This is a genomic window from Acidithiobacillus sp. HP-11 (genome assembly GCF_015100075.1).
Classification (GTDB): domain Bacteria; phylum Pseudomonadota; class Gammaproteobacteria; order Acidithiobacillales; family Acidithiobacillaceae; genus Acidithiobacillus; species Acidithiobacillus thiooxidans.
This window is the reverse complement of sequence record NZ_JACKYY010000006.1, coordinates 36066-54717: the sequence shown is the minus strand read 5'-3', so window position 1 is coordinate 54717 and position 18652 is coordinate 36066. Positions and strand designations below refer to the sequence as shown.

At 50.2% G+C, this 18652-nt stretch carries 17 protein-coding genes; 12 read left to right on the top strand and 5 right to left on the bottom strand.

Translation table 11 applies throughout. The features are described from left to right. Positions 1-4: 4 nt before the first annotated feature. The gene (locus H7F08_RS03360) at positions 5-658 is read right to left on the bottom strand and encodes a protein-L-isoaspartate O-methyltransferase family protein (RefSeq protein WP_024894103.1); all 654 of its coding nucleotides are present in this window, start codon (positions 656-658) and stop codon (positions 5-7) included. 176 nt (positions 659-834) lie between these two features. On the opposite strand from H7F08_RS03360, the gene H7F08_RS03355 reads away from it, so the two are divergent. Further along, positions 835-1773 (top strand): MlaD family protein, encoded by a 939-nt coding sequence (locus H7F08_RS03355; protein WP_024894102.1) that lies wholly within the window; start codon positions 835-837, stop codon positions 1771-1773. A gap of 19 nt (positions 1774-1792) precedes the next feature. Next, a complete protein-coding gene (locus tag H7F08_RS03350) occupies positions 1793-2419 on the top strand; it encodes an ABC-type transport auxiliary lipoprotein family protein (RefSeq protein WP_193639859.1) in 627 nt (208 codons plus the stop codon). A 1-nt stretch (position 2420) separates the two neighbouring features. On the opposite strand, the gene H7F08_RS03345 is transcribed toward H7F08_RS03350, so the two are convergent. Both H7F08_RS03345 and H7F08_RS03340 read right to left on the bottom strand, forming a co-directional pair. Beyond that, entirely contained in the window at positions 2421-2879 is a 459-nt protein-coding gene (locus H7F08_RS03345; RefSeq protein WP_193639858.1) for a universal stress protein, read from the bottom strand. Positions 2880-2890: 11 nt separating this feature from the next. After that, entirely contained in the window at positions 2891-4609 is a 1719-nt protein-coding gene (locus H7F08_RS03340) for a proline--tRNA ligase (RefSeq protein ID WP_193639857.1), read from the bottom strand. 407 nt (positions 4610-5016) lie between these two features. Between H7F08_RS03340 and H7F08_RS03335 the strand changes: the two genes are divergently transcribed. Beyond that, the gene (locus tag H7F08_RS03335) at positions 5017-6330 is read left to right on the top strand and encodes a transposase (protein WP_142088065.1); all 1314 of its coding nucleotides are present in this window, start codon (positions 5017-5019) and stop codon (positions 6328-6330) included. Positions 6331-6404: 74 nt separating this feature from the next. On the opposite strand, the gene vapB is transcribed toward H7F08_RS03335, so the two are convergent. Continuing rightward, positions 6405-6674 (bottom strand): type II toxin-antitoxin system VapB family antitoxin, encoded by a 270-nt coding sequence (gene vapB / locus H7F08_RS03330; RefSeq protein WP_193639856.1) that lies wholly within the window; start codon positions 6672-6674, stop codon positions 6405-6407. Positions 6675-6693: 19 nt separating this feature from the next. Next, the gene (locus H7F08_RS03325; RefSeq protein WP_193639855.1) at positions 6694-7707 is read right to left on the bottom strand and encodes an IS30-like element ISCARN114 family transposase; all 1014 of its coding nucleotides are present in this window, start codon (positions 7705-7707) and stop codon (positions 6694-6696) included. A gap of 229 nt (positions 7708-7936) precedes the next feature. Between H7F08_RS03325 and H7F08_RS03320 the strand changes: the two genes are divergently transcribed. The 9 genes from H7F08_RS03320 to H7F08_RS03280 all read left to right on the top strand — a co-directional run bounded on the left by H7F08_RS03320 (position 7937) and on the right by H7F08_RS03280 (position 18606). Beyond that, entirely contained in the window at positions 7937-10003 is a 2067-nt protein-coding gene (locus H7F08_RS03320; protein WP_193639854.1) for a glycosyltransferase, read from the top strand. 99 nt (positions 10004-10102) lie between these two features. Further along, positions 10103-11608, top strand: coding sequence for a glycosyltransferase (locus H7F08_RS03315; protein ID WP_193639853.1), 1506 nt, complete (start codon positions 10103-10105; stop codon positions 11606-11608). Next, a complete protein-coding gene (locus tag H7F08_RS03310) occupies positions 11601-12686 on the top strand; it encodes a hypothetical protein (RefSeq protein ID WP_193639852.1) in 1086 nt (361 codons plus the stop codon). The genes H7F08_RS03315 and H7F08_RS03310 overlap by 8 nt, the downstream gene beginning before the upstream one ends. Positions 12687-12822: 136 nt before the next feature. Then, positions 12823-13593, top strand: coding sequence for a glucose-1-phosphate cytidylyltransferase (rfbF, locus tag H7F08_RS03305; protein ID WP_193639851.1), 771 nt, complete (start codon positions 12823-12825; stop codon positions 13591-13593). After that, complete coding sequence (gene rfbG, locus H7F08_RS03300) at positions 13575-14666, top strand: CDP-glucose 4,6-dehydratase (RefSeq protein ID WP_227487798.1); 1092 nt, start codon at positions 13575-13577, stop codon at positions 14664-14666. The genes rfbF and rfbG overlap by 19 nt, the downstream gene beginning before the upstream one ends. Beyond that, positions 14663-15985, top strand: a complete 1323-nt coding sequence (gene rfbH / locus H7F08_RS03295; RefSeq protein WP_193639850.1) for a lipopolysaccharide biosynthesis protein RfbH — start codon at positions 14663-14665, stop codon at positions 15983-15985. The genes rfbG and rfbH overlap by 4 nt, the downstream gene beginning before the upstream one ends. Further along, entirely contained in the window at positions 15985-16794 is an 810-nt protein-coding gene (locus H7F08_RS03290) for a transketolase (RefSeq protein WP_193639849.1), read from the top strand. Before rfbH ends, H7F08_RS03290 begins: the two co-directional genes overlap by 1 nt. Further along, the gene (locus H7F08_RS03285) at positions 16787-17683 is read left to right on the top strand and encodes a transketolase family protein (protein ID WP_193639848.1); all 897 of its coding nucleotides are present in this window, start codon (positions 16787-16789) and stop codon (positions 17681-17683) included. Before H7F08_RS03290 ends, H7F08_RS03285 begins: the two co-directional genes overlap by 8 nt. After that, a complete protein-coding gene (locus H7F08_RS03280) occupies positions 17680-18606 on the top strand; it encodes an NAD-dependent epimerase/dehydratase family protein (RefSeq protein WP_193639847.1) in 927 nt (308 codons plus the stop codon). Before H7F08_RS03285 ends, H7F08_RS03280 begins: the two co-directional genes overlap by 4 nt. Positions 18607-18652 lie beyond the last annotated feature (46 nt).

The window sequence follows — 18652 nt, the reverse complement described above, 5'->3', positions numbered from 1 at the left end:
CCGCTCAAAAAACAAAACGACCGGGCAGTGGGGCATGCCGCAGGGGAGTGACTTCGGTTTCAAAAAGTACGGTTGTTTCATAAACGTCCTGCTGAGTGCGCGTGATGCGCTGGGCGCGCATGGCAGGACCCTTACCGATAATGACTACCAGACGCCCACCCACCGCCAGTTGTTCCTTGAATGCCTCGGGCAATACGGGCAAGGAGCCGGTCACACATATGGCATCATAAGGTGCATGCTCAGCCCAGCCGCATGAGCCATCGCCGACATGCAGCTGCACATTGTGAATACCTTGTACCCGCAGATGGCCTTCCGCCAATTGCGATAAATCCGCACGATCCTCGACGCTATGCACCATGCCACTCAGTCTGGCCATAAGTGCGGCCATGTGGCCGGTTCCTGTGCCAATTTCCAGCACCCGGTGATGTTCGTGCAAATCCAGCTCCTGAAGGACACGAGCCTCCATTTTAGGCGTCCACATATGTTCGCCGTGGGCAATGGGCATGGCGTAATCGGCAAACGCCAGATGACGATAGGCGGTCGGCACAAATAACTCCCGCTTGACCTCGGTGACGATGGCCAGCACGCGCGGATCAAGCACATCCCAGGTGCGAATCTGGGTATCAATCATGGTACGGCGCAATATGTCAAAGTCCATAGCTTCAAGGGCTCCAGAGATTTTGGCTCATTTAGTCATGGGTTTCCGGGCAAGTCAATGACTTCCATTGGGCCAGCAGGCAAGAGGTCTTGCCATTGAGCAGATCATTCAGAAAGATTGGCTTGCAACGGTTCCTGTGCTCCAATAGGGAAATATCTCATTCAGGAGCTACCTTCTTGGAAAGCCGTGCGCACGCGCTGGTCGCGGTAGTTTTTTTGCTGGTACTTGGCGTCGCGGTCGCGATTGTCGGATTGTGGATGCATCACGGCGAAAAACCCGGGGTCAACTTTGATGTGATTTCGCCCTACAGTGTTACTGGCCTTAGCATTCAGGCGCCCGTGCGATTCAAAGGGGTGAGGGTGGGTGAGGTGACAGCCATCGGTCTGGACCCGACCAATCCGCGCATGATTCGGGTGAAAATCAAAGTCGATAAATCGACACCCATCACCCGGGCGACTTTCGCAGAACTGGCTCCTCAAGGGGTCACCGGTCTCAGCTACTTATCCTTAACCGACAAGGGAACCGATTTTGCCCCCATTACGCACAATCCGGGTCAGGTTGCTGAAATTCCCATGCATCCCAGCTTTTTTGAGGTGCTGTCCCGCAATGGCGAGTCTCTGGTAAACCGCAGCAATGAGTTGGCGGATCGTCTGAATGACCTGCTCAATGACCAGAACCGTGCCCGTTTCGGGCAAACCCTGACGCATCTCGATCAGGCTACTCAGGACCTGGTGCAAATGGAAGATGCCATGATGCCGGCGCTCAAGGCGCTTCCCGCCATGGTGGCTGCCACCCAATCCACCATGGTCGCCAGTCATCAACTCATCCAGCATTTAGATACCCTGGCAGTACAGGCGCAAGCCCCCCTGGCGAGTGCTACCCAGGCGGCCAAGTCCCTACAAAAATTGGGTACTGCCAGTGAGCAGGCAATGAATACGTTAAATTACCAGACACTTCCCCAGGTCCGGCAATTGACCAGCAGTCTGCTGCATAGCAGTGAAGCGCTGTCCAGCCTCAGCCAGTCCCTCAAACAATCCCCTCAATCCCTGCTTTACGGAACTCAGGGGCCACCCCCAGGCCCGGGTGAGTCGGGTTTTTCTGCAGGAGGTCACTAAGCTCATGAGAGTTGTTCGCATGCCACGTTTATGGGGCGCAGCCCGTCTGGGATTTTTGGGGACCGCTTTTTTGCTTGGGGGTTGTGCCACGGCGACGCCCTGGCAGACGCCCTACAATATCACTGCGCTGCACTCGTCGGTGCCTGTTGAAGCCAAAAATGCACCGCACACTGCTCAAGTCGTTTTGCAACTGGCCTCGGTCAGCGCCCCCTCCTGGCTGGATACCAATGCCTACCAATACCACCTGCTTTATCAGAATCCCCAAATGCTCCTGTCTTATCGGGATGCGCGTTGGGTAGGGACCCCGGCGGAAATGCTGGATATGCGTCTGCTGCAGCATCTGCAGCAAAGCCAGCACTGGAAAGCCGTACTTTCCGGGCAGTCCAGTGGTGCGGCACAATATGTGCTCCGCCTGCACCTGAGTAATTTCGTGGTAAATTTCACTGCACCCCGGGCTGGTCAGGCGCTAATAGCAGGTACAGCCACTTTATTGAATGACCGCAATTATCAGGTCATCGCCCAGCATGCATTCCAGGAAAGAGTGCCACTGAAAACCGCTTCGGCGGCGGGTGGAGCGGCCGCCATGACCCGGGCCGGCAGTGATTTGGTGGGGGCGATCAGTGCCTGGGTTAACCAGTATCAGTGAATCAGGTGTGTTTGATCACCAGCACCGGACAGTGGGCGTGGTTGAGCACGTCATTGGCTACAGAACCCAATAGTAAGCGTCCCAGACCACTATGACCATGGCTGCCGACCACCAGCAGGTCGGCCTGATGGGCCTTGCCATAAGCGGCAATGGCTCGGCCAATATTGTCCGCACTTTCCTCCAACACCATTTCTGCTTGCATCCCCTCGCTGTCCATCGCCTCGTGGAGCTTGTCCATTTCGGCGTGGGCCAGATGCAGCAGCTTTTCCCGAAGATCCAGGGTCGGGGGCAGGATTTCCTCAGGCATCTGCAAATTCAGCATTTGCGGGTTGAACACATGGATGACGGTGAGTTTGGCCTGATGCAGTCGCGCTTCCTGAGCCGCCGCCAGAGCGGTAGGCAGCGCCATTTCTGAAAAATCTACGGCCACCATTACATGCTGCACTGGAAAATTATCCATGATCCTGATCCTTATGGTTGGTGAACAGGCGAACTCGCGTTCAGGCGGTCCATCAGTTCGGCTTCATTCACCAGCGTGTTTTCGCTGGCGCGGCGCGCCCGATATTCCCAAACATTCTGCGCCAGTACCTTGTCACTGACCACCACTCGATGGGGCAAGCCGATCAAATCCATGGTCGCAAACTGCACCCCCGGTCGCTCATCCCGATCATCCAGCAGCACACTGATACCCGCCTGCTCCAGACGATCATGCAGAGCCTGAGCGGCGGCGGCAACTTCTGGGAATTTGCGGGTATTGATGGCGACGATGCCCACATCGAAGGGGGTCAGCGACGCGGGCCAGATAATGCCGCGTTCATCAAAATGCTGCTCCACCGCCGCTGCTACTACCCTGGATACCCCAATTCCGTAGCAACCCATGGTCACTGTGGCGTCGCGTCCGCTTTCGTCCAGCACAGTGATTTTCATGCGTTCACTGTAAACCTGCCCGAGCTGGAACACATGCCCTACTTCAATGCCCCGGCGGATGCCCAGCGTACCGTTACTACAGTGGGGGCAAGGGTCGCCTGCCCGGACATTGCGCAAGTCGGCGCTGTCCGGGCAGGAAAGATCCCGATCCCAGTTGAGATTCACCCAATGACTGTCTATTTCATTGGCCCCGGTGCTGAAATTGCCGACATTCAGGGCGCGATGATCGGCCAGCACCCGAATGGAAGTTTTTAAATCTTTGGGGCCGATGAAGCCCAGGGGGGCGCCAGTCGCGGCCTCGGCCTCTTCGGGCGTGGCCATTCTGACTTCGTCCACTTCCAGGGCATGGGCAGCCTTGATCAGGTTCAGTTCGTCATCGCCGCGTAACAGCAGCATGACCGGTTGCTCACCCGCCACGACCAGCACGGTTTTGACGATCTGGCTGCTGGAAATGCCCAGCATGGCAGCCTGTTCGGCTACCGTCCGGATACCCGGCGTCTGCACCCGCGCCGCCTCCAGAGGGGCTTCTACGGGCGCAGCTTTAGCGGGACTGCTGGCTTTTTCCATATTGGCCGCATAATCACAGTGGTCGCAGGACACAATGGCATCTTCCCCGGAATCGGCCAGAACATGAAATTCGTGGGAACGCTTACCGCCAATCGCCCCGTTGTCTGCTTCCACCGCCCGAAAATCCAGACCCAGGCGGGTGAAGGTCCGTTGGTAAGCGTCATACATGGTCTGATAAGTGATTTCCAGAGAAGCATGATCCACATGAAAGGAATAGGCGTCTTTCATGATGAATTCGCGGCCACGCATCAGCCCGAAACGGGGTCGGATTTCGTCGCGGAACTTGGTCTGAATCTGATAAAAATTGACGGGAAGCTGCTTGTAGGAATGAATTTCGCGCCGCGCTAAATCGCTGATGACTTCTTCATGGGTAGGACCCAGACAAAAATCGCGCTGGTGGCGATCCTTGAGGCGCAGCAGTTCCGGCCCGTATTTTTCCCAGCGTCCTGATTCCTGCCACAGCTCGGCGGGCTGAACCACCGGCATCAGCACTTCCTGGGCGCCGCTGCGGTCCATTTCCTCGCGGACAATGCGCTCCACCTTGCGCAATACCCGTAAGCCCAGAGGCATCCAGGTATATAATCCCGAGGCAAGGCGGCGAATAAAGCCCCCGCGCAGCAGCAACTGGTGGCTGACGAGTTCCGCCTCGGCGGGAGTTTCTTTCAGGGTCGGAATGAAAATCTGACTGGCGCGCATAAAAATCTCAAATGAAAAGTTAGCGCACAGTGTAAGAAAGGCCACAGCACAAAGAAAGAGGTAAAGCTTTTTACTAACGAATCAGGATGACTTGAACTTCAGTACTTCAGAGAAGCCTATGAGTTTATGGATAAGCAAGCAACGCGGAAGCATCCAGTACTGACTTACTCATATTTTGCTGCAAGGGGTCGTTCGGCGATGATCTCTTCTGTGTGTGGTCTGCTGTGTTAGTTATTATCTGTCAATTTTTGGAACTCTAGTTTAGACATTCAGCCCGGCTCCGCCGGGTTTTTATTTTCTATTTTTGCTACGAAAGTGCTTGACACCGTGATAGTGCCGTGCGGCCGACCCTTTGGAAAAAAGGGTCGGCCAATGAGAAGCGTTTTAGGCTTCTCGGAATCACTGCCATGTCCTTTCAGCGTCTCGTTACCCTCCGCCTTTCAGAATGGATTTCCTACTTTCTCGCGGCCGTGCCGCCCCGCTCGCGGCGCAGCTTCCTCGAACTGCTTTGCGGGTGCCTGATCTCCCCTGATGGCTGGGTCACCCGTGCCCTCAGCCATATTTCGCTGCGCTGCCATTGGACCACTTATTACAAACTCCTGGAGCGTGAATCCTTGCGGACCCAGGTTCTGGCCATTGCCCAAGTCCGATGGCTCCTGTCCGTTTTGCCGCCACTACCGATCGTCGAGTTGATCATCGACGATACGCTGGTCCTGCGACACTCTACCAAGGCCCCAGGCGCGACCATCCACTTCGATCACAGCCATAAGCACAACCGCCCCCGTTATGTCCTCGCCCAGAACTGGGTAGGGCTGGCGTTGACCCTGCGGAGCCGCTCCGGCAAAGCCCTTTCCTTTCCCATTCGCTTGCGCCTCGTGCCCCGCACCGGTAATACCCACAAGCTGAAAATCGCCGGGGCATTACTGCGGGCCTTTATACCCCACATCCCCGTACCCGTCCGTTTGCTCACCGATGCCTGGTTCATGCGCCGCCGCCTGCTTTTGCCCCTGCTGCGTCAGCGCGGCCAGTTCATCGGCCAGGTGCGCCAGGATACCGCACTGTATCGGCAGCCCCCGCCCAAACCCGCCAAAGCGCAACGGGGTCGGCCCCGGAAATATGGGGACAAACTGACCCCGGAAGCCCTGACCTCACTCCCCACGGAGATCCTCACCCTGTTTGTCTATGGGAAATGGCAGAAAGTCCGTCTTCAATCCATCGTCGCCCAGGCACGCTTCCTCAACGGCCATCCCGTCCGGGCAGTCTGGAGCGCTATCTACGATACAAAACACCATCGATGGTCGCCCACACGCCTTTATCTCGCTTCCGAAACCGATCTGACCGCCCCTGAAATCGTCACCCTCTATGGCAATCGTTGGCAGATCGAACCCCTCTTCCATAATCTGAAACGCTGGTGGGGCATCAATAACCTCTGGCAGCAAAGGCGCGCGGTTCTCGAACGCTGGATGCAAATTCGTTGCATTGCCTGGTCCATGGTGCAGCTCCTCGCGGAAACGGTCACCGAGGACTTTCCCATGACCGCCATAGCGCCTTGGCGTATCGCTACGCCCGTCACTGCAGGACTCATGGCCCAATGGCTCCATCTGCATTTTCTGCGAGTTCCCTTCTGGACGGGCTATGATCCAAAGTCCGGGAAATTCCAGTGCCCAAATCCTGACTTTTGGGCCGATACTGATGACCCACCCCGCAAAAAGGCTGCTTGACGCACTTCTACCCCAAATTTACTGCATCATATCGCCACTCACTGAGACAGGCGAGGAAGCGGAATGTCTAAACTTCAGTTTTGGAATAAACCACGGCTTCCTCGTACTGCTTCTTCCGGGTGAAACCGGTGCTGATTATCGGGTTGCTCGCGGCTTTCCATAAAGTCGGCACTGACCCCTTCACCATTAAACCAGCTTTTCCAGGATTCCCCTGCAGGTACCAGGATGCGCACACGACCCAAGGCGACGACATCCACGCGCTTCACATCATTGGGGAAAGCGATGGATTTGGGCAGTCGTACGGCCTGACTACGATTAATTCGAAAGATGGTCGCTTGTTCCATGATGATAATCTCGGCGGTTTCAAGTTTGAAGTGCAACACCGCTGTTTAACTGTCTGATTTGCTGTGCCATCACTTCGGCTGGAGTTCGGAATCCCAAGGATTTCCTGGGCCGATTATTGAGTTCCTCCGCTACCTGAGTCAAACGCCGTTGTGAATATTCGGATAAGTCCGTGCCCTTGGGGAAATACTGACGCAGTAGGCCATTCGTATTTTCATTGGTCGGACGCTGCCAGGGGCTATGTGGGTCAGCGAAATAAACACGTATGCCCGTATTTCGCTCTAGTTCCTGATGCCGAGCCATTTCGCGACCCTGATCATAGGTGAGTGTTTGCCGGAAGCTCTTGGGCAGCGTACGCAAACGCCGCGTAAAGCTTTCCAGGATCGCCTCTGCCGTAGCATCCTCCACTCGCGCGAGGATGACGAAGCGACTGCTACGATCCACTAACGTGCCAATAGCACTGGCATTGAATGCCCCCTTGATCAGGTCGCCTTCCCAGTGACCGGGTACTTCGCGGGCTTGTGCTTCCTCCGGGCGCTCACGGATCGAGCGCATGTTCGTGATCCCGCCACGACGGTCTTTACCTCGTGTGCGGGGCTTGCGTTTGCTGTGCCCTCTGCGCAGTCCTGCAATCAATGCCTTGCGCAGTTCACCCGCCGGGTGGGCATAGATAAACTGGTAAATAGTCTCATGAGAGACGTGCCACTGTTTGTCTTCGGGATAGTCCATCCGCAACCTCCCCGCTATCTGCTCCGGTGACCACTTCCTTTGCAGAATAGCGTGTGTCACCGCGAGGGTTAAAGGCGAACCTTCAGTCAACTTCCTGACTCCCTTGCGTCGGCGCCTCTGCGCTTCTTCCCGACCGCATACGGCGTCATAGGTCTCTTCCACACGACCTCGCTGAATCTCCCGACTGATCGTGCTAGGGCTTCGGCCCAACAGCCTGGCAATGCCACGAATACTCAGCCCCTGATTCAATCCACGCTGTATCTGGTTTCGCTGATCGGGCATCAATTGTCTGTACTTTCTGGCCATCTCTCACCTCCGTCTGCCTTCGACCAGAGGTGTTGCACTTCATTTTAGAGCGCGCCCTCTATTGTATATGGCGCTTGGGATAACCTATCAGCCACGGAGCCTGGGGGCAATTATCAGAGACCCCATAGTCTGCGACGCATTTTCTGGCAGAGCTGACCGTACGGTGGCATAATCCCCCGCCAGCAGAAGCACCCGGCAGCACACTCCTATTTGGTGGATACCTATAAATTTGACCAGTCCCAGTCTTAGCGCGCAAAACGCCCACATTATTCTCATCAATTGGAATAGTCTTGCCGATACGAGGCGTTGTCTGCGGGCGCTGAGGGAACTCAGGGATACCCCGGGGCATGTCTGGATTGTAGATAATGGCTCGACGGATGGCAGTGCCGATGCCATAGCAGCCTGGTTAGCTTCTTCCACCTTACCGACTACGCTGATTCGAACCGGAGAAAATTTGGGTTTTGGCGGTGGGTGTAATGTCGGCATCCGCCACGCGCTGGATGCCGGTGCTAGCGCCCTTTGGATTCTCAATAATGATGCCATTGTCCACAAGGACGCCCTCAATGCGCTGCTGGCAGAGTTGCAAAGCAATGCGCAGGTGGGTGCGGTCGGCTCGGTTATTTACGATCTGGAACACCCGCAAAAGGTGCTGGTCTGGGGTGGGGGGCATGTCCTCTCGTGGTTGGGCCTCGCGCATCATGCCAAACGCGCGCTTCCCGCCGCACGGCTGGATTATCTGACAGGAGCCAGCATACTTTTGCGCCGCGAGGCGCTGGAGCAAATAGGCCTCTTCGATGATGATCATTTTTTCATGTACTGGGAAGACACCGACTTGTGCTACCGCCTACGGGCACAGGGCTGGCAACTGGCGGTGGCCGCCGATTCCCATATCTGGCATCAGCACTCGTCCAGTCTGGGGCACGATCATCCCCTGAAGGATTATTATGTGACGAACTCGGCGGGGCACTTTTTGTCCCGCTATGCGCGCTTTCCACGACTGAGCTGGACGTTGGGTTCTCTGGTGCGCATCAGCAAGCGTTTACGTGCCGGCCAAAGGAACAATATTCGTGCCATTTGGGAAGCGCGCAAGGGCTTGGCCTACAGCGAACAGGTGCCCACGCCGGTACCCTTGCCGCAAACCGAAAGGCGCCGCACCGTGCGCGTCGCCATAGAGGCCACCACCATGCAAGGACGTCCAGCGGGTATTGGTCATTTTTCCGAAGAACTGATTAATGTCCTGATCCAGACCCCGGCCGTAAAGCTGACCTATTTCACGACCACCGGCTACTCCGACCAACCCCCGCATCCTGCCGGATTGCACATTCCGCAACGGGGTGCGTGGAAAAAGAAAATTCCACTGGGCCGTGAAGTGCAATTTTATCTGCAGGGATGGCAACTGGAGCGCCTCAAAAAGCGCTGGCGACCGGAAATTATTCTCGGCATGAACTACGTGCTGCCCAAGGGCCGTTCCCCACAGGTGCTGGTGGTGCATGACCTTTCACATATGGACATGCCGGAGGCGCATCCGCCGGGTCGGGTACTGTTTTTAAACCGTCACCTGCGTCCGGCCCTGGAAAGAGCCAATGCCGTAGTAACCATCTCGCATTTTACCAAGGGTGAACTCCTGAAGCACTTTCCGGAGTTGGCAGGACGCATTCATGTTCTGTATCCGGGCATTTCCGAGCGATTTTCCGCGCCTGTCAGCGAGCAAGCCCGGCGGGCATTACGCGTCGCCCTGGATGGAGATCCGCGCCCTTATTTTCTGTTTTTATCGACGCTGGAACCCCGCAAAAACATGGAGCGACTGCTCCTTGCCTATGAGGGGTTGGCAGACCGCATCAAACGCCAGTATCCCCTGGTGCTGGTGGGTCAGATGGGCTGGCAGGAAAGTCGTTTTGCCCCCATCCTCGAACGCATGCAGGCTCGGGGTGAAATTGTCCTGCTGGGCTACCTGCGCGATGAACTCTTACCCGCCTTATTGGAGCGGGCGGTGGCACTGATTTATCCCTCCCTCTATGAAGGTTTTGGTTTGCCGCCCGTAGAAGCCATGGCGAGTGGTTGCCCGGTATTAGCCGGCAATAGTACGGCTATTCCTGAGGTTTGTGGCGACGCCGTCCTTTACTGTGATCCGCTCAGTATAGAATCCATCCGCGACGGCATGATACGTCTGGCAGAAGAGCAAGCATTGCGGCAACAACTGATTGAAAAAGGCAAAGCACAGGCGGCGCAATATCACTGGCAGCGGGCAGGGGAGCAGATGCTGGAGATTTTGCGGGAAGTGGCGGGGCGGGGGTAGGATTACGAACTTTCATGCGGACCATGGCTCCCACAGTTGAAATGGCTAAGAACCAAGTCTACAATCCTGGATCTAGCCACTTGGAATAGAAGATAAGTCTTGTTGCTTACAATCTGCATCCCCACTCTGAACCGTTCCAAGCGAGCATACAGTCTTGCAAAGTATCTTGGTCATCATGTGAGTAGTCGATGGCCTGGAAAGGTAAGTATTGTTGTCTCTGACAACTATTCAAAGGATGATACATTTGAGCTGTTTAGCACAACGGAGATAGCAGGTGTGCTATTTATTCGAAGAGAGAGCTTCATTGACAGTGCTGAAGAACACATCATTAAGCTCATCGAAGAGAGTAACTCTGAGTTTATATGGTTACTTGGCGATGACGATATTCCAAATCTAGAAACCTTTGATCTGCTGGTTACTTTTCTTGAGCAGGACGCAGCAGATATATTTGTATTTAACCACAGCGAGATATTAATGGATGGAGATCTTCTTACCAATCAGATGCTCAATATGAACACTCAATATATCGATATATCTGGTCGGAAATTGCCTCAGGTTGTAGGTTTTATATCGACGCTGTCTATGTTTTCAAATGTTGTTTTCAAACGAGCCTGTCTTTCCACTATGAAAGGAAAAGAATTAATCGGTCTCAGTCCAATTTATTCACATGTGGCATGGTATATCATAAGCTTCAACGACAAGCGTGCTCGGGTTGTAAACTACCAGCTTGTCAATCATCGCGCTGACTTTAAAAGTATCAACACCTATTTCGCAGCCAGAGACAAGACTAAGAAGCAAAGTCGTTACTATTCTTGGACAACAGGTCTGCTGATCCTTATAAGCTACCTTGTTGAAAACAACTATTTGACTCCCCAAGAAGTAGCAATGATTTACGAGCATGATTTCAATGGTGTTCGATTCCGACTGGTTGACAGAGTAATGCATTTTATATTCCTTCGTTTACAGGCTGCTGCCGCAGATAAGAAAAAAAAGCAGTCCGAAGCTTACAACCAGATTACCGAAACAGAGTTCACTCTTTTTTTCAACACACTTCTGATATCAGATGCCCGGATGCAAGACCAGTTGTTCGTGCTGCAAAAAATCAATGATCAGCTTAACAAGCCAAATACTTCATGGCTTGCCTATAATTTGCTGATGAAAAAATTTAAAAAACTTCATGGATCGCAGACGCCTTGGCTGATGTATGCATCAGTTTATCTGGTAAAAATCCACGGGTATTCAATTTACAAGACAGTTACAGGTTATGTCGCCATCACAAATAGGGAGAATTACCACAACCATAATCGGGAGGAAATCTTGAACCAGGTTGATCCTGAAGAACGAATGGGGAAAGTTCTTTTTTCCAAAGAATTGGAAGCCTTGGACGCCAAAATCAGCGAATGTAGAGACTTTGACGACTCATATTACTCCCAAACAAGTTTGTATTCGGCCCAAGACTCGATCCTGTCAGAAGCTAGGCTCACAGGCTACTTCGCTTTGACGCCATTGAGGTGGTTTGGAAAATCATTGATATTAATACGTCTTTTGGTTGTGCGCACGGTAGCAAAAATATCTCGGTTCCTATTGCGAAAAATTTATGCATAGTCTGACCTCGGGTACTGAATTAGGGTTGTCACCCAAATGGAGTGACTTCTCTAACAATTGGTTTGGCAGTATTTTTACTGAGAACAATTCGTCCAATCCTTATTATGTTGTTACTCCAGCCTATACTAGGAAATCTGCAGGGATCCGGGTGCTGCATCTTCTCTGTAACTCGCTAAATAAACTTGGCTACAGAGCGCACCTGATCATTCAGCCCCAATTCAACTTCGCATCGCCGGTATCGCCATTTCTGAATACACCTGTTTTGACCAGGGCACAACTGATCAATGACTATCAGAGGGGGTTGACTCCCATAGTAATTTATCCTGAAACGATTGGCTCTAACCTGTTCAATGCCCCAGTGGCGTTTGAGTACCTATTGAATTTCGGGGGATTGCTTAGTGGGGCTGCTAATGAACATGTAATGCCGCAAATAGCATATTCTGAGCAAATTCGGAAAAAAAGTCCTGGTTGTATCCATACATTGTTCATTCCGACCTCGGATCCTCGGGTTTTTTATCCGCTCAAAGAAGATGTGGTCCGACAGGGAATCTATTTTTACGCAGCAAAATTTCAGAGTTTATACGGAAAAATTTTAAACCATCCAGAGCCTGGGATGATTGAAATATTCCGCAAAGGTATCTCGGCACAGAGCACTAAAGATCTGATTAGGATCTATCACACTGCAAAACGAATCTATCTATATGAAAATTCTGCGGTTGCAACCGAAGCGGCAATGTGTGGCTGTCCGGTAGTGTTCATGCCAAGCGATTTTCTTGATGCGAACATAACGGAATTTGAACTAGGATCAGATGGGATGGCTTGGGGAAACTCTAAAGAGGAGATAGTCAGGGCAGAAACCACAGTAGAAAAATTTTACAATCATTACATTGAAGCGTATAATATTTCTAGGTCTCAGCTTGAAGACTTCGTGGAGTATTCTCAGGAATTGGCTTCTCAAACTGATTATAAAGAAAAAATTAAGGTCTTTCATACTGAGTTTTTCGGTCAGCTTCTACGTTTGTTGAGTAACACTTATGGTCTGGCGCATAAGGTAATTTATAAAATCTCAAGGGGGTAAAATTGATAAATTTATCTTCAGTTCGTAAAGTATCACAATACAAGGCGGTGTGCTGTATTGATGATCAACAGTTTGCTTTTCAGATTCATTTTCTTCTTCAGCATCCTTTATAATAAACCATTATGAGAATCATTTTATGAAGGTAGTCATTCTTGCAGGTGGTTTGGGTACTCGAATTGCCGAAGAGACGTCACTGAGGCCAAAACCAATGATTGAAGTCGGTGGCAAACCTATCCTATGGCATATCATGAAAATCTATTCTGCGCATGGGATTGATGAATTCATTATCTGTCTCGGTTACAAGGGCTATATCATTAAAGAATATTTCGCAAATTATTATCTACATACTTCCGATGTAACATTCGACATGCAGAATAATTCCATGGAAATACTCCAGAACAATAGCGAGCCTTGGAAAGTTACGCTTGTCGATACAGGTGCTAACACGATGACTGGTGGTCGCCTCAAACGTGTTCGCAAATTTGTTGGAGATGGTACGTTCTGCTTAACTTATGGCGACGGAGTCAGTAATGTAGATATTACTTCCCTAATTGCTTTCCATAATGAGCAGGGCCGTCTCGCTACCCTGACAGCTGTTCAGCTGCCAGGGCGTTTTGGTGCTCTCGATATGGAACACCACAAGGTTTGTGGATTTCAGGAAAAACCGCAAGGGGGCGGTGGTTGGATCAATGGTGGTTTTTTTGTACTGTCCCCAAAAGTTATTGACTTCATTAGGGACGACGATACTGTCTGGGAACGTAGCCCTATGGAGAAGCTGGCACAGTTAGGCGAAATGTCGGCCTACATGCATCATGATTTCTGGCAACCAATGGATACTTTACGCGACAAAAACTATCTTGAAGATCTTTGGCAGTCTGGCCAGGCGCCTTGGAAGGTTTGGATTTGAATAATCCATTCTGGAATAGAAAAAAAGTGTTTGTCACTGGGCATACTGGGTTCAAGGGCAGCTGGCTCTGTCTATGGCTACAGGAATTGGGTGCCGAAGTCACAGGTTTTTCCTTGCCGCCTCCAACTAACCCGAGCCTTTTCGAGGTTGCCCGCATTTCTGAAGGTATGCATTCGATTGCTGGAGACATTCGTGAGTTAGAAATTCTTACTGCGGCTATGCATGCAGCTTCCCCTGATATTGTTATCCATATGGCTGCGCAACCTTTAGTCCGTTATTCTTACGCGGCGCCAGTTGAAACTTATGCGACCAACGTTATGGGTACGGTCCATGTACTTGAAGCTGTTCGTACAACTCCTTCTGTACGGGCTGTCGTTAATGTAACTAGCGATAAATGTTATGAAAACAGGGAATGGGTATGGGGATACCGAGAAAATGAGGCCATGGGTGGTTATGACCCGTATAGCAGCAGCAAAGGTTGCTCAGAATTGGTGACTTCCGCCTATCGCAACTCATATTTCAACTCTGAACATTTTAGCCAGCACCGAGTAGCCCTAGCTTCGGTTCGTGCTGGTAACGTCATTGGTGGAGGTGATTGGGCAGTCGACAGATTGATACCGGACATTCTGCGCTCAATCAGCTCAGGACAATCTGTAACCATTCGCAATCCTCATGCAATTCGGCCTTGGCAACACGTATTAGAGCCTCTGAGTGGATATCTACTATTGGCGCAACGGTTGTTCGAACGTGGTCCTGAATTTTCGGAAGCCTGGAATTTTGGTCCAAATGAAAAAGATGCACAGCCAGTTCAATGGATTGTCAAACATATCTCTGAGCTATGGGGGGATGGTACAAGTTGGCAAGTTGAGCAAACCAGCCAACTTCACGAAGCGCACTACTTGAAACTCGACTGTTCAAAAGTCAGATTTAGGTTGCAATGGCAGCCACGATGGAATCTTAGCCAAGCTCTACAGCAAATTGTTGCGTGGCAGCGCGCTTATCTAGCTAATGAAGATATGAGGCGATACACTCTAAATCAAATTCATCAATTCTCATTTCAGGATAATCAATGAGCACGTCAGTAAAGGACCAAATTCGCGATCAAATTCGCACACTAGTGAAACAATATGCTGAACTGGTTTATGAGCCAGCCAGCTTTGAAGCTGGTCAAACTGTTGTTCCGCCATCCGGTAAGGTCATTGGCGAAACAGAATTACAGAATATGGTTGATGCCTCTCTGGACGGTTGGTTGACTACGGGTCGCTTCAATGACGCTTTCGAAAAAAGGCTAGCGAAATTCCTAGGCGTGAAGCATGTTCTGACTACGAATTCTGGTTCTTCTGCCAACCTGCTTGCCTTTTCTGCCCTAACATCACCCGAGCTAGGTGATCGGGCCATACGCCCCGGGGATGAAGTCATTTCGGTTGCTGCAGGTTTTCCGACTACAGTCAACCCAATTCTGCAATCTGGTGCCATCCCGATATTTATTGATGTCCAACTGCCTACCTATAATATTGATCCGACAAAGATTGAAGCCGCTATCGGCCCGAAAACAAAAGCAATTATGCTGGCTCATACATTAGGTAATCCTTACGATCTTAATCAGGTCGTGACCCTTGCAAAAAAGCATGGCCTTTGGTTGATTGAAGATTGTTGTGATGCACTTGGATCGAGATATGATAACCGACTCGTCGGGACATTTGGTGATATTGCGACCCTAAGCTTTTATCCGGCGCATCATATAACGATGGGAGAAGGTGGTGCAGTGTTCACTAATAACGACCACCTCAAAAAGGTTATCGAGTCATTCCGTGATTGGGGTCGTGCTTGCTATTGTCCCCCTGGAAAGGACAATACGTGTGGTAAGCGTTTCGGATGGAAGTTGGGTGAACTACCCCAAGGATATGATCATAAATACACTTACTCTCACCTTGGCTATAATCTCAAGATCAGCGATATGCAAGCAGCATGTGCTCTGGCACAGATGGATAGGCTTGAAGAATTCATTGTCCGCAGAAAAGAAAATTTCAATCATCTGAAAATTGGATTAAAAACCTGCGAAGAGTTCATTATTCTTCCAGAAGCAACCAACAACAGTGATCCGTCTTGGTTTGGGTTTCCTATAACAATTCGACCCGAGACTAACATTAACCGCGTCGATTTGCTCAAATTCCTTGATCAGTACAAAATTGGTACTAGGTTGCTCTTTGCTGGAAACTTGACTCGGCAACCCTATATGCAAGGACGTCATTATCGTGTTGTTGGTGAACTGATCAATACAGATACCGTGATGAACGATACATTCTGGCTTGGTGTTTACCCTGGCCTATCAAATGAAATGCTCGATTTTGTCATCAACAGGCTTGAAACTTTCTTTGCAGTGAATTTCTGATGAACACAACTCAAGACCTAGCAAGGAACATCCGGATAAATGCGCTGAAAATGGTTCATAAAGCGAAAGCTTCACATATCGCTAGCGCGCTTTCAATTGCCGATATTCTGGCCGTCCTGTATGGTCAGATAATGACCTTCGACAGTTCAAATCCGAAATCAGTTTTGCGGGATCGTTTCATTCTCAGTAAGGGGCATTCCTGTGTGGCAGTATATTCTGCCCTTGCTGAAATCGGGTTTATCCAGAGGAAACAGCTAGAGACTTACGGTGAAGACCATTCTTGGCTGATGAACCACATCAGTCATAAGGTACCAGGCGTTGAGTTTTCCACAGGTTCATTAGGCCACGGACTTCCATTTGGCACAGGTAAAGCATTGGCTGCAAAGATTCTCGGACAACACTTTCGCACGTTTGTATTGCTAAGCGATGGGGAAATGGATGAAGGCTCAAATTGGGAAGCTTTGATGTTTGCAGCCCATCACCAACTATCTAGTTTAGTTGCAATTATAGACTATAACAAGCTCCAGAGCTTGGGAACGGTTTCGAGTACCATAGAACTTGAGCCTCTGAATGACAAACTGACTTCTTTTGGTTGGAATGTAAGAGAAATTGATGGCCATGACCATGGCGAGATCGTAACCGCTTTATCTCCTGCTGAAAGTGAAAAACCGGTCATAGTTATTGCACACACCACAAAAGGTAAAGGTGTAAGTTTCATGGAAAATCGGGTTGAATGGCATTACAAGAATCCAAATGATGAGCAGTTGACGCAAGCCCTGAAAGAACTTGAAGGGGAAAGACATGCGTAGCGCTTTCATTGACGAGCTAGTCAGGGCTGCCGCAATTCACGATAATATTGTCTTAATTATTGGTGACCTGGGTTTTGGTGTTGTAGAACCGTTTGCAACATGTTTCCCAAATCGGTTTTTTAATGCCGGAGTCGCTGAACAAAACATGATGGGAATGGCGGCAGGTTTAGCATCAGAAGGTTTCCATGTGTTTATCTATTCAATTGCTAATTTCCCCACCTTGCGGTGTGCAGAACAAATACGAAATGATGTTGATTACCATGATCTCCCTGTTACGATTGTCGCTGTGGGTGGTGGTGTCGCATATGGTAATCTGGGTTACTCGCACCACGCTGTGCAGGACTACGCACTTTTACGCACAATGCCCAACATGCTTATTGCCGCACCGGGCGATCCAATGGAGGTCCGTGCATGCATGCGATATCTTATTAATAATCCACAACCCAGCTATCTTCGTCTAGGCAAAGCGGGTGAACCCTGCATTCACAGTGATGTTCCATTGGTGCATCCGGGACAGTGGCTAAAGATTGGCAATTCGCTTGAAACATCAAAGACCTATCTAACTACTGGGGCTACGCTTGATCTGATATACGGCATTCTTACCAGCAAACGAGAAATGCACGATTGGGCTCTTCACTCAATGCCTTTGTGGGGTATGAAATCCAAGGCATTGCAAACAGAACAGCTTCTAAAGTTTACCCAAGTCATTACTGTTGAAGACCATCTCATGGATGCTGGATTTGGTAGCTGGTTAATGGAAGCTGTTTCCAGTGAACCACAATTACTTTCCCGAGTCGAAATCAAGGCGCTTGATGCCAGCGTTTGTGGTATGGTTGGAAAACAATCTACATTGAATGCAGCGTGTGGTTTGCACGAGAACAAGCTATGAAAATAGCTATTTTTGGTGCCACGAGTCAGATTGCCAAAGATGTTGTTCTGGGTTTCTCTAAAGAAGCCAAGCATGCCTTACAACTCTTCGGACGCCGTCCAGATGCGATTGAACAGTGGCTGTCAAAGATTGGACTGAAAGGCTGCTATAACTCGACTGATTTCTCTCTTTTCGATGCGAACAGGCATTACGATGCGATCATCAATTTTGTTGGTTCAGGTAACCCTGCGCAAACAGCAATCATGGGAGAGAAGATATTTGATGCCACACTAAAGTTTGATGAGATAGTTCTCGGCTATTTGGCGCGACATCCTGATTGTAGATATATCTTCCTTAGTAGTGGCGCAGCCTATGGCTCAAACTTTGAAAATCCGGTTGATGGAAATTCAAAAGCGTTAGTACAGATCAACAATCTTCAACCGCAAGATTGGTATGCTGTCGCCAAACTTTATGCTGAATGCCGTCATCGTGCTTTGCCACATCTGCATATTGTTGACATCAGAGTTTTTAATTATTTCAGCCATAGTCAGGACGTTTCCGCACGTTTCTTTATTACTGATATTATCCGCGCCATAAAATCCGGGGAAACCCTGATTTCTTCAGCAGAAAATATAATACGTGACTTTATTGGCCCAGAGGATTTTTTTCAACTTATCAATAAAATTCTGACTGCCCCACCTACGAATAATGTCGTAGATTGCTATACTTCGGCTCCAGTAGATAAATTCACTTTGCTCGCATCTATGCAAGAAAGTTTTAACCTTAAATATGAGCTACAGGATATTGTGACAGGTGTCAATGCAACTGGTACAAAAATTAATTATTTTTCAATGAATAAACGTGCGGAAAATTTCGGATATTCTCCTACAATCAGCTCTCTTGACAGCGTGTTGAACCAATCTGATCTTATTCTGCACCTTTAGAAATCATTTATAACTTTGCGGTCATAAGCCTGAAGCGCACCGCGCA